Source organism: Polynucleobacter alcilacus, assembly GCF_018881545.1.
Classification (GTDB): domain Bacteria; phylum Pseudomonadota; class Gammaproteobacteria; order Burkholderiales; family Burkholderiaceae; genus Polynucleobacter; species Polynucleobacter alcilacus.
In genome coordinates, this window is sequence record NZ_JACVQD010000001.1 from 1214326 (window position 1) to 1226767 (window position 12442).

Below are 12442 nucleotides of genomic sequence, written 5' to 3' on the forward strand. Positions count from 1 at the left end.
TCTTAATCTTTTTTGATCTGCACGACTTTGAAATGAATTGTTGCCCAAATTAAGAGTAGGACCGGGGCACCAATAATGGCAGTGCCATAGAAGAATGCTGGGTAGCCGAAATTATCGACAAACACTCCTGAAAAACCCGCCAACCATTTTGGTAATAACAGCATCATCGAGCTAAACAAGGCGTACTGAGTTGCCGAGTAACGAATATTGGTAAGCGCCGATAAAAAAGCAATAAAAGCAGCGCTAGCAATGCCTGAACTTAAGTTGTCCGCAGAAATGACCCAAATCAATCCATGTAAATCATGGCCTTGAGTCGCTAACCAAGCAAATAATAGATTACTCACTGCTGACAATATGGCTCCCAAAAACAAAATTCTCAAGACACCAAAACGGAGAGTTAAAACACCCCCAACAAATGCGCCGACTAAAGTCATCACGACACCAAACACCTTACTAACGGCCGCCACCTCATCCTTGGTGTAACCCATGTCGACATAAAAAGGATTTGCCATGATGCCCATCACCACGTCACTAATCCGATAAATGGCGATCAAAGACAAAATCAACACTGCGTGCCAGCGATAACGGGTGAAGAATTCTGCAAATGGCTCAATCAAGGTTTGATGAAGCCAGGCTTTTGCATTCCGCGCCTTTGGTAAATGAATTTGAACCGGTTCTTTACTCAATAAGGTAGTCACCACGCCGATGCCGATGGAAGCGGCCATACAGAGATACGCAAACTGCCATGCGCTCGCATCGTAACCAGCACCAGTCTCGACCCGAGCCGCAAGCCATAAAACACCTGCTCCTGACCAGATTAATGCCAAGCGATAACCTGTTTGGTAGGTGGCCGCTAAAGCTGCCTGATGATCGCTATTTGCCGATTCAATTCGGAATGCATCTAGTGCAATATCTTGGGTTGCCGACCCAAAGGCCACTAGCAAAGCGCACCAGACGACAGAATTCAGGGCGAGCTTGGGGTCTAGGGTAGACATGCCCAATAGACCAATCACAATCAGTGCTTGCGCAAATAGTAGCCAACTACGACGGCGTCCAAATAGTTTAGTGAGTAGCGGGATCTGCAAACGATCCACCAATGGGGCCCAAGCCCACTTAAATGCGTAAATCAATCCCACCCAAGTCAAATACCCAATTGTGCTGCGATCAATACCAGCCTCACGTAACCAGAAACTTAAAGTGCCTAAGATTAATAAAAGGGGTAGGCCAGCAGAAAAACCCAGAAAGAGCATTCGCAGACATGGCCATTCGAGATAAACCCGAAAATCTTTTAGCCACGACTGCACTGCCTTTAGCACGGCACTAGGCACGACGAATACGGAATAGAGCGAGGCTACCAAAAAGATTAGGCATTAAGGTGACCTGTCGACCTTCATGCAAGATGCATTGATCCAGAACCTTCAAGCCCAAAGTTGAGGCCAGCTTTTCAAAATCGGCAACGGTCAGCACCCGCACGTTAGGTGTGTTGTACCACTGATACGGTAGGCTCTTGGAGATCGGCATATGACCAAGTCCTACTGCTAGGCGATGCGACCAGTGGCCAAAGTTTGGGAAAGAAATAATGGATTCTTTTCCAACCCGCACTACCTCACGTAAGATTTTTTCAGTTTGATGAATCGTTTGCAGAGTCTGCGATAGCACTACCGTGTCAAAACTATCGTCTTCAAAAAGGGCTAGACCCCCTTCTAAGTCTTGCTGGATCACGTTCAGCCCTTTTTGCACACAAGAGAGCACGCGCGCATCATCAATCTCAACACCATATGAATGGACTGGTTTTTGCTTCTGCAAGAATTCTAAGAAACTGCCGTCGCCACAACCTAGATCAAGCACTTGGCTATCAGATGAAATCCAATTAGCAATGGCAACAAAGTCTGCGCGCTTCATCATGTGTGGGCCTCACGCATCTGCTTGAAATAAGCTCTCACCAGATTGTGATAGCGCTCATCATCCAATAAGAAAGCATCATGGCCATGCGGAGCATCTATCTCAGCATAACTGACTGCACTCTTATTACTTAGCAAAGATTGCACAATCTCGCGACTACGATTTGGCGGGAAGCGCCAATCAGTGGAGAAACTCACCACCAAAAACTTCGCCTGTACCTCGGCGAGGGTGCGATTTAAGCTGCCTTCATAGCGACGGGAAGGGTCAAAATAGTCTAAGGCACGGGTAATGAGAAGGTAGGTGTTGGCGTCAAAGTAAGTGGAGAACTTTTCGCCTTGATGGCGCAAATAGCTCTCTACCTCAAACTCAACGTCAAAACTAAAGCGATAGTCATCTGATTCACCATTTGGGCGTTGTAATTCACGGCCAAACTTCTCAGCCATATCGTCATCGGATAAATAAGTGATGTGCCCGACCATACGCGCTAAACGTAAACCACGCTTTGGTACGACACCATGCTCGTAATAATTGCCCCCATGAAAATCGGGGTCAGACAAAATGGCATTACGCGCCACTTCATTAAAGGCAATATTTTGGGCGCTAAGTTTTGGCGTTGAGGCAATCACAACACAATGCTCAAGACGCTTAGGAAACTGAATAGCCCATGCCATCGCTTGCATACCGCCTAAGCTACCACCCATGACTGCAGCAAACTTCCGAATGCCCAATTTATCCGCTAGCCGCGCCTGGGTGTTGACCCAATCTTCTACTGTGACGACCGGAAAGTCAGCCCCATAAGGCTTCCCAGTTTGGGGGCTGATACTCATTGGCCCCGTAGAACCAAAACAAGAGCCTAAATTATTCACGCCAATGACAAAGAAATGATCTGTATCAACAGGCTTACCAGGGCCAATCATGTTGTCCCACCAACCGATATCCGCTTCGTCGCTTGGACTCGGGCCGGCTACATGGTGGGAGGCATTGAGGGCATGGCAAATTAGTACAGCATTACTTTTGTCTGCGTTCAGCTTACCGTAAGTTTCAATCACTAAATCGTAGCCAGATAATATAGCGCCACTCTGCAAAGGCAGGGGCTCGGCAAAATGAATAGTGTTTCTAGAGAGGTGTAGCTCGCTCATTCTGAAAGGAGGATGCGCAAACTAATATCAGAGGCTTCTGTTGGCAATTTCTTAAAGCCGCTGCGGGCAAAGCGATGCCAACGACCCAACACAAAACTCATCAACATGGCGGCACGAATACTGACTTCTTCTTGGCCAACTTGTGCCCAGGCACCGCCTTGGGATTGTGCGATCCGCAATGCCTGCTTAAGGGAAGCCTCAACACGATCCAGAACCTGAGTGATGCGCTCTTGCAAGCGATCATCCTCTTGCAATAAAGCATCACCCAATAGAACGCGAGTCATGCCAGGATTCTTTTCTGCAAAGAATAAAAGCATCTGCAAAATACCGCGGGCTTGAGCAAGACCAGACTCTTCTTTTTGATTAATCTGATTAATTAAACCAAAAACAGTTTGCTCAATAAAGGCAATCAAACCTTCAAACATTTGCGCTTTACTCGCGAAGTGTCGATATAAGGCCGCCTCAGAAACTTGAATTTTGGCAGCTAAGGCGGCTGTAGTTACGCGCTCAGCCTTAGGGTTTTGCAACATCTCTGCAAGCACTTGCAGGATTTGTAAACGCCGCTCGCCCGGGCGAGGCCGCTTACGTGTCTTACCAGCGTCAGCGCTGCTGTTGTCGATATCTGCCGGCTTGATAGATTCGCGCATGTGGACTGAATTATCTCGAGCGAATCATCGTGCCGAACGCTTGCTCGGTCAGGATTTCTAATAATAAGGAGTGCTCAATGCGCCCATCAATGATATGCACTGAATTTACGCCACTCTTAGCTGCATCTAATGCAGAAGAGATCTTTGGCAACATACCACCTGAAATAGTACCGTCAGCAAATAAAGCATCAATTTCACGAGCGGTTAAATCGGTGAGCAACTTGCCATTCTTATCCATCACACCAGGAATATTGGTCATCATGACCAACTTCTCTGCATGCAGTATTTCAGCCATCTTGCCAGCGACCAAGTCTGCATTGATATTGAAGGCCTGACCTTCTGCACTAAAGCCAATCGGTGAGATCACTGGAATGAAAGCATCGTCTTGCAGGGCTTTTACTACTGCGGGATTAATCGCTTCAATCTCACCTACAAAACCGAGATCAATTTTCCCGCCTGGGTTTTTCTCATCTGCTACGAACATTTTCTTGGCATGAATGAGTCCGCCATCTTTACCAGTCAAACCTACAGCCTGACCACCAAAGTGGTTAATCAACATCACAATATCCTGCTGCACCTCACCACCAAGAACCCATTCAACCACTTCCATGGTTTCTTCATCAGTAACGCGCATGCCCTGAATAAAGGTTCCAGTCTTACCAATTTTTTTGAGTGCTTCGTCAATCTGTGGGCCGCCGCCGTGAACCACAACCGGATTCATGCCGACTAACTTCAGCAAAATGACATCACGAGCAAAACTTTCTTTGAGACGCTCCTCCACCATGGCGTTTCCACCATACTTAATCACAATTGTCTTGCCGTGATATGCGCGGATGTAAGGTAAAGCTTCAGCAAGAATCTCCGCCTTTAATAAAGGCGGGATATCACTAATAGTAGGTAAATGCTTAGTCATTGCAAGTAAAATTTATTCGCCAAATAATTTTTGGCGGAGTTCTCGACGCTCTTGAGCTTCAAGAGATAAATTGGCTGTAGGCCTTGCAATTAAACGGTTCAGGCCGATAGGCTCACCAGTCTCTTCACACCATCCATAGTCGCCAGACTCAATACGGGTTAAAGCTTGCTCTACTTTTTTGAGCAATTTCCGCTCGCGATCACGAGTACGCAATTCCAATGCATGTTCTTCTTCAATCGTTGCGCGATCAGCAGGATCCGGCACCAAAATATTTTCACGCAGATGCTCTGTTGTCTCGGAGGCATTTTTCAAAATGTCCTCTTTCAAGGTCTGAAGTTTTTGACGGAAAAAATCCAACTGTGCAGCATTCATGTAGTCCTTCTCGGACATTTTGAGCAATTCTGCTTCAGTTATTGGCGCACCTTTTGCAGTCTTAGTGCTCGTAGCTTTACTGCTAGCTTTTGCAGCAGTAGCTGGTTTTGTTGCTGTTTTTACCGTCATCTCATTCTTTCCTAGATTTGAAGCATTATTGCCTCATTCTGCCAAACTTTTGCTACCCTTTTATCAATATTGTTCGATATTCATCAATATTGACCGTGGCGGCGGATTGTACCCGACTCTAACTATGCCAAACATCCCTCCAGCCCAGCCAGCAGTGTGTCTTTAGGTAAATCGATGCCTATAAAGACCATACGGGTTTGTTTGGGCTCTGTACCCCAAGGACCAGCCAAATCGCTGCCCATCATCTGATGAACGCCTTGGAACACCACTTTTCGGTTGCTTCCCTTGACATAGAGCACCCCTTTATAGCGCAACATCTTCTCTCCAAAAACCTCCAAAATGCCCCCGAGGAAGTCTTCCAGCTTTTTATGATCAAAGGGTTTATCACTACGAAAAACGAAGGATTGAATCCGATCTGTATGGCCTGCGTGGCCATGATGAGCGTGGCTATGGTCGTGGCCATGAGTACTATGATCGTGGTCGTGACTATGATCGTGGCCACAGTGTTCGTGATCATGATCATCTTGCTCCAAGAAATGCGGGTCAATATCTAGCTTAGCGTTTAAGTTAAATCCTTTGAGATCTAAAACTGCATCCAAGGGCACGACGCCCTTAGAAATACCCGTTATAGGGGCTCTTGGGTTCATATGCATCAGGCGCTTGCGTAAGGTATCCACTTCAGCTGGCGTAACGAGATCAGTCTTGGTAATAAAGATTTGATCAGCAAACCCTACTTGACGCTGTGCTTCTTCATGCTCATTTAATTGCTGCGGGCCATGCTTGGCATCTACCAGAGTGACAACTGCATCCAACACATAGTGGTCTGCAACGTCATCGTCCATGAAAAAAGTTTGCGCAACCGGCCCTGGATTGGCGACGCCGGTAGTTTCAATAACAACACGTTCAAAACTAATTTTCTTATCTTTGCGCTGCTCCCAAAGCTCATTCAAGGCTTCAACAAGGTCCCCACGGATAGTGCAGCAAATGCATCCATTGCTCATCTGAACGATGTTCTCCTGATTGTCTTGAACCAAGATGTCATTGTCGATGTTCTCTTCGCCAAATTCATTCTCGATCACGGCAATTTTTTTGCCATGCTGCTCAGTGAGAATGTGCTTGAGCAAAGTGGTCTTGCCGCTACCTAAGAAGCCCGTCAAAATGGTTACCGGAATTAACGCCATGAATAATCCAATCAAATTCTCAAATCGTGTTTTCCCAAAGCAGGAAACTCACTATATTACCTAGTTCCTCAGCCCTTACCAGCCTTTGCGCGTGGATGCGCCTTATCGTATGCCTGGGCAAGGTGCTGAAAATCTAAGGAGGTATAAATCTGGGTGCTAGCGATGCTGGCATGACCCAGCATCTCTTGCACGGCACGTAAGTCCTGGGAGGATTGCAGCACATGACTTGCAAAGCTATGGCGCATCATATGGGGGTGAACATGGGTTGGCAATCCAGCCCGCATTGCCAGGGTTCGTAAGCGTGCTTGCACGGTACGCGGTGATAAGCGCTTTCCAGTAGCGGATAAAAAGAGGGCATTCGATTGCTCGACATACGCGCCCGCATCCCGGAGCTGGCGCCATATTTTCAGAGATTGCATAGCAGGCCCCCCAACGGGAACTGACCTTCTTTTGCCGCCTTTGCCTAGTACAGTCACTTCAGCAGCATCCCAATCTAGCCAACCCGCAGACTCTTGCTGACGATCTTTACTTTGCATCACATCAATTCCCAACAGTTCTGATAGACGCAAGCCAGAGGAATAGAGTAAATCAATAATGGCTGCATCCCGAATCGATTCCAAATCCTTTTTCGCCTCCGCCTCTTTGACTGCTTGGTTTACGAGAGCCAGAGCTTGCTCAACCGAGAGGGCTTTAGGTAAGGACTTTAGGCGTTTGGGGGCTTTAACATCATCAACGGGATTGGCCACTAGATTACCGGCCACCTTGCCAGCACGTGCATCTCGCCTAGCATCTTTTTCTGTAAGCCAGTCATACCAACCACGCCATGCTGAAAGTGCCCTGGCAATACTTCTAGAGGATTTCCCTTTTGAATGTAAGCGACCAGCCCAACGACGTACATGGCCATTGCTGACTTTTAATAAATCAATGGAATCTTCCTGAGCAAAAGTTTGTAAATCGCTCAGATCCATGCCATACGCCTTGAGCGTATGCGTTGATAGTTGACGTAAAACATGCAGCTCGTGCAAGTACTCCTGCACGAGGGGATGAAGATCAGTCGCCTTTAATTTCATAAGCCTGGACACGATCCAAAGCTGCAGCGCTTAGTTCGGCTATTTGGCGCAGATAGAAAGCACCCATGTCTGCAGTGAAGCGTGTTTCATCTTTGCTTGCCAATAGCAACACTGCCGGGGATTGATCGGCACCAATGCTCTTACCCAGCGGCAGACCAATAGCCACCATGCTTTGCCAATCAGGATCAATGGTGGTTTGGCTCGCCAGCAAAGCGACACTTGCCGTAGCCAACTCTTTAGCCGATCCACACAGCGGCGTATCTATCCAAGGTCCAAATGCAGAATTCGGGGACAGCAGTTGTGCTGACTCCACCTCAAATACGTCGGCTAAGCCAGAAGTAATTGCCTCTTCAACATCCACTGTATTGTTGGCCTTCATTAAACGCAATAACCAGGCAACCAAACTTTGTTGGGTCTTATCGTTTCGACTACCAAAGTGCAGCATTTCGCTCAAGCGACGATTAAGCTCTTGATTTTGAGTGCGCAAGACTGTCATTTGACGTTCTTGCAAAGAGATCGTGCGATCTTCATGCGGATGCTTAATGCGAATCTCATTAAAGAGGGCTGCATAACGCTCAAAGAAGCCAGGTGTTGCCCGCAACCACTCTGCAACTAACTCTTCTTGTTCTGCTTTCTTTGGATCTATTGCGCTCATCTATCTCTTTCTCAATATCACTCTCAATAAGTACTTTTATTAACTCAGCTTTTTACGCAGTAGCTCATTCACCTGACCAGGATTTGCCTTGCCTTGTGAGGCCTTCATAATTTGCCCAATGAGCGCATTAAAGGCCTTCTCTTTGCCAGCGCGGAACTCTTCAACGGATTTCGGATTTGCTGCAAGCACTTGATCAATGATGGTCTCTAAAGCACCACTATCACTAATCTGTTTAAGTCCTTTAGCGTCAATTACTTGATCTACGGTGCTGATTGCATTGCCAGCTACGGCCTCTTCCCAGAGTATGGCAAAGATATCTTTAGCAATCTTGTTTGAGATCGTGCCATCAGCCACGCGAGTCAGCAATGGGGCTAAGTTCTCCGCTTTTAGTGGCGCGTTTACTACTGCAATACCCGCACGATTTAAGGAGGAAGCAAATTCACCAGCAATTAAATTGGCAGCAGCCTTTGCAAGCGGCTTACCAACAATAGTGGAAAGCTCTTCAAAGACCTTTGCAGTATCACGATCTTGTGTCAATATTTGCGCATCGTAAGCACTCAAACCATACTCGGTCTGCCATTGCTTACGAAGCTGCTCAGGAAGTACCGGCATCTGATTGCGAACTTCAGCTATCCATGCGGCATCGATTACCACTGGCAACAAGTCTGGGTCCGGGAAATAACGATAATCGTTAGCATCCTCTTTACTGCGCATGCTGCGTGTTTCACCACGGTCAGGATCGTATAAACGGGTTTCTTGAACAACAGTGCCGCCATCCTCAATCAATTCAATTTGACGACGCACCTCATATTGAATGGCTTCCTCCAAGAATCGGAATGAATTCAAATTCTTAATCTCGCAACGCGTGCCAAATTCTTTTTGCCCCATCGGGCGAACTGATACGTTGGCATCACAACGGAAGGATCCCTCTTGCATATTGCCATCACAAACACCCAACCAAACCACAAGGGTGTGAAGCGCCTTGGCATAAGCCACTGCTTCTGCAGCGCTCCGCATCACAGGCTCAGTCACAATTTCTAAAAGAGGCGTCCCAGCACGATTGAGGTCAATACCGCTAGAGGCCTCACCATGGGGCCCGATAAAGCCTTCTTCGTGAACCGACTTACCAGCGTCCTCTTCCATGTGGGCGCGGGTCAGCTCAACTATCTTGACCTCATCGCCTACCAAAATCTCAAGATGCCCGCCAACGACTACTGGGATCTCCATCTGACTAATCTGATATCCCTTTGGTAAGTCGGGGTAGAAGTAATTCTTGCGCGCGAAAATGCTTGCCGGTGAAATCTTAGCCCCTACTGCCAACCCAAAACGAATGGCATGCTCAACTGCTTGTCGATTCAGCACTGGCAATACTCCGGGTAAAGCCAAATCTACGGCGCAGGCTTGTGTATTAGGTGCTGCCCCAAAACGTGTGCTTGCACCACTAAAAATCTTCGATTGGGTTTGTAACTGCGCGTGGGTCTCTAGACCGATAACGACTTCCCATTGCATCATGTCACCCCGCTTGCTTGACGCAAATGCCAATCGGTGGCTTGCTGATATTGATGAGCCACTTGCAATAAGCGCGCTTCTGAAAAGTAGTTACCAATCAACTGCATACCAATCGGTAAGTTGTTTGCATTAAATCCACAGGGCGTACTCATCGCTGGCAAGCCAGCTAAATTCGTAGAGAGAGTGTAGATATCTTCTAGATACATTTGCACGGGATCTTTTGATTTCTCGCCTAAGCGCCAAGCTACATCTGGGGCAACGGGGCCCAGAATGACATCACAGTCTTTGAATGCCGTCTGAAAATCAGCCGCAATAATGCGACGAATTTTCTGCGCTTGTAGATAGTAAGCATCGTAGTAGCCATGACACAAAACATAGGTACCTATCATGATGCGCCGTTTGACTTCAGCGCCAAAACCTTCGGTACGCGACTTTTGATACATATCACCCAGATCTTTGTACTCATTGGCACGCAGCCCATAACGCACGCCATCAAAACGACTCAAGTTACTGGAAGCTTCAGCAGGGGCTAATACGTAATACACAGGAATGGACAACTTTGTTTTAGGCAAACTCACCTCAACAAGCTTAGCGCCTAGACTTTCTAAAGTTTTAGCCGCTTCGTTTACTGACTTAGCAACCTCTACTGCCAAACCTGCGGCGAAGAATTCTTTAGGCAAACCAATACGTAAACCTTCTAATGGTTTTGCGGGATTGGCATTGCTCTCCTGCCAGCTTTGATTAAGGTAACGACCGTAGTCTTCACCAGAATCTGCGAGCGAAGTGGAATCTCGGGGGTCGTGCGAAGACATTGCTGAAAGTAACAATGCGCAATCCTCTGCAGATTTACCCATTGGGCCAGCTTGGTCTAAGGAAGAGGCGTAGGCAATCATGCCGTAGCGGGACACACGCCCATAGCTGGGCTTAATTCCGGTTAAGCCACAAAATGCAGCTGGCTGACGAATCGAGCCGCCCGTATCCGTGCCAGTAGCAATGGGGGCTAGTCCAGCAGCAACGGCTGCGGCTGAGCCACCTGACGAACCTCCCGCAACATAGGCTGCATTCCAGGGATTTAAAACGGGGCCATAGGCCGAGTTTTCATTGGAAGAGCCCATCGCAAATTCATCCATATTGGTCTTACCAAGACACACCATGCCAGCACCGTTTGGATTACTTTCGTCTGGAATTCCCAAGTTCGCGACAACCGTCGCATCAAAAGGGCTCTGGTAGCCAGCCAGAATTTTGGAGGCAGCAGTCGACTTCCAACCACGGGTGACAAAGACATCTTTATGGGCTACTGGGATGCCTGTTAATTTGCCAGACTTTCCTGAAGAAATTAATTGATCTGCTTTAGATGCTTGCTCTAAACTTAAGTGAGCATTCACATCTAGGTATGCGTTCCACTGTTTTCCAGCCTCAATTCGATCTAAAAAGTATTGGGTTAACTCCGTGCTGGAAACCTCTTTTGCTGCCAGCGCCTTCGCCATTAACGAGATAGGGGTGTTGTGCCAACTCATTCAATCACCTTGGGTACTAAGAAGTAACCCTCCTGCTCAGCGGGGGCTGATTTCATATTTTCAGCTCGGTGGTTTGATTCGGTAACCTGGTCAGCACGTAATGGTTGAGCCAAATCACGCAAAAATAGGATCGGGTGGGCCAATGGCTCAAGACCAGTTGTGTCAACTGCCTGCATTTCCTCCACTAGGGAAAAAATAGCCTGCAATTGAGGTAAAACTGCCTCGGCTTCTGCCTGGCTTAACTCAAGTTGAGAAAGGTGCGCAATGCGCTGGACATCATCAAGATTCATGAGGCGCTAGAGTATCATTCCTATATATTTTTATTAACAACTTCTATTTTCCCACTACATCATGTTTGGTTTTTTCCGCAGCTACTTTTCTAATGACCTAGCCATCGACCTAGGCACCGCCAACACCTTAATCTATATGCGTGAGCGGGGTATTGTGCTCGACGAACCCTCAGTTGTCGCAATTCGCCAAGAAGGTGGCCCCAATGGCAAAAAGACCATTTTGGCCGTCGGCAAAGAGGCAAAAGCGATGTTGGGTCGTGTTCCGGGAAATATCGAGGCAATTCGCCCAATGAAAGATGGCGTGATCGCTGATTTCACGATTACCGAACAAATGCTCAAGCAATTTATCAAGCTGGTGCATGAGAGCAAATTATTAAAACCGAGTCCACGCATCATCATTTGCGTTCCTTGTGGATCTACCCAAGTAGAACGTCGTGCAATTCGTGAGTCTGCATTAGGCGCTGGTGCATCCCAAGTATTTCTGATTGAAGAACCAATGGCTGCTGCAATTGGTTCTGGCTTACCCGTTTCCGAGGCTGCTGGTTCGATGGTGGTTGACATCGGGGGCGGAACAACTGAAGTTGGTGTGATGTCATTAGGTGGCATGGTTTACAAAGGCTCTGTTCGCGTTGGTGGTGATAAGTTTGATGAAGCCATTACTAATTACATTCGTCGTAACTACGGCATGTTGATTGGTGAGCAAACTGCTGAGTTAATCAAGAAAACGATTGGCTCTGCTTTCCCTGGCGCAGAAGTGCGTGAGATGGAAGTAAAAGGACGCAATCTTTCTGAAGGCATTCCACGTAGCTTTACTGTTACAAGTAATGAAATTCTGGAAGCGCTGACTGATCCCTTGAATCAAATCGTGACTGCAGTAAAAGCAGCTCTCGAGCAGATCCCGCCTGAGTTGGCCTCTGATATTGCTGAGCGCGGGATGATGCTGACTGGCGGCGGAGCCTTATTACGTGACCTTGATCGCCTCTTGCTTGAAGAAACAGGTTTGCCAATTCATATTGCAGAAGATCCATTAACTTGCGTCGCTCGTGGTTGCGGTATTGCCCTTGAGCGCATGGATAAGTTAGGCGGAGTGTTCTCGCACGAGTAAGCGACATACACGT

Annotated in this window: 13 protein-coding genes; 1 reads left to right on the forward strand and 12 read right to left on the reverse strand. The window is 47.5% G+C overall.

Features of this window, described 5'->3' with window-relative positions; all coding sequences use genetic code 11:
• Positions 1-2: 2 nt before the first annotated feature.
• From ICN45_RS06190 to gatC, 12 genes are all read right to left on the reverse strand, one after another.
• On the reverse strand, positions 3-1328 hold the full coding sequence (locus ICN45_RS06190; protein ID WP_439650782.1) for an AmpG family muropeptide MFS transporter: 1326 nt from the start codon (positions 1326-1328) through the stop codon (positions 3-5).
• The gene (metW, locus tag ICN45_RS06195) at positions 1321-1905 is read right to left on the reverse strand and encodes a methionine biosynthesis protein MetW (protein WP_216174554.1); all 585 of its coding nucleotides are present in this window, start codon (positions 1903-1905) and stop codon (positions 1321-1323) included. Before metW ends, ICN45_RS06190 begins: the two co-directional genes overlap by 8 nt.
• A complete protein-coding gene (metX, locus tag ICN45_RS06200) occupies positions 1902-3041 on the reverse strand; it encodes a homoserine O-succinyltransferase MetX (RefSeq protein WP_216174557.1) in 1140 nt (379 codons plus the stop codon). Before metX ends, metW begins: the two co-directional genes overlap by 4 nt.
• Positions 3038-3688 carry a nucleoid occlusion factor SlmA gene (slmA, locus tag ICN45_RS06205; protein WP_216174560.1) on the reverse strand — a complete coding sequence of 217 codons (651 nt, stop codon included), beginning with the start codon at positions 3686-3688 and terminating at the stop codon, positions 3038-3040. The genes metX and slmA overlap by 4 nt, the downstream gene beginning before the upstream one ends.
• 10 nt (positions 3689-3698) lie before the next feature.
• Positions 3699-4601, reverse strand: coding sequence for an acetylglutamate kinase (gene argB / locus ICN45_RS06210; protein WP_216174563.1), 903 nt, complete (start codon positions 4599-4601; stop codon positions 3699-3701).
• 12 nt (positions 4602-4613) lie between these two features.
• The gene (dksA, locus tag ICN45_RS06215; protein WP_216174566.1) at positions 4614-5102 is read right to left on the reverse strand and encodes an RNA polymerase-binding protein DksA; all 489 of its coding nucleotides are present in this window, start codon (positions 5100-5102) and stop codon (positions 4614-4616) included.
• A 122-nt stretch (positions 5103-5224) separates the two neighbouring features.
• Positions 5225-6283: a CobW family GTP-binding protein gene (locus ICN45_RS06220; protein WP_216174569.1), complete on the reverse strand. Its 1059-nt coding sequence runs from the start codon at positions 6281-6283 to the stop codon at positions 5225-5227.
• A 68-nt stretch (positions 6284-6351) separates the two neighbouring features.
• The gene (locus ICN45_RS06225; RefSeq protein WP_216174572.1) at positions 6352-7353 is read right to left on the reverse strand and encodes a tyrosine recombinase XerC; all 1002 of its coding nucleotides are present in this window, start codon (positions 7351-7353) and stop codon (positions 6352-6354) included.
• Positions 7334-8008 (reverse strand): DUF484 family protein, encoded by a 675-nt coding sequence (locus ICN45_RS06230; RefSeq protein ID WP_216174574.1) that lies wholly within the window; start codon positions 8006-8008, stop codon positions 7334-7336. The genes ICN45_RS06225 and ICN45_RS06230 overlap by 20 nt, the downstream gene beginning before the upstream one ends.
• Before the next feature lie 39 nt (positions 8009-8047).
• Positions 8048-9517 (reverse strand): Asp-tRNA(Asn)/Glu-tRNA(Gln) amidotransferase subunit GatB, encoded by a 1470-nt coding sequence (gatB, locus tag ICN45_RS06235; protein WP_216175653.1) that lies wholly within the window; start codon positions 9515-9517, stop codon positions 8048-8050.
• Positions 9517-11034 carry an Asp-tRNA(Asn)/Glu-tRNA(Gln) amidotransferase subunit GatA gene (gene gatA, locus ICN45_RS06240; RefSeq protein WP_216174577.1) on the reverse strand — a complete coding sequence of 506 codons (1518 nt, stop codon included), beginning with the start codon at positions 11032-11034 and terminating at the stop codon, positions 9517-9519. The genes gatB and gatA overlap by 1 nt, the downstream gene beginning before the upstream one ends.
• Positions 11031-11324, reverse strand: coding sequence for an Asp-tRNA(Asn)/Glu-tRNA(Gln) amidotransferase subunit GatC (gene gatC / locus ICN45_RS06245; protein WP_216174580.1), 294 nt, complete (start codon positions 11322-11324; stop codon positions 11031-11033). Before gatC ends, gatA begins: the two co-directional genes overlap by 4 nt.
• A 61-nt stretch (positions 11325-11385) precedes the next feature.
• Between gatC and ICN45_RS06250 the strand changes: the two genes are divergently transcribed.
• A complete protein-coding gene (locus ICN45_RS06250; protein WP_216174583.1) occupies positions 11386-12429 on the forward strand; it encodes a rod shape-determining protein in 1044 nt (347 codons plus the stop codon).
• Positions 12430-12442 lie beyond the last annotated feature (13 nt).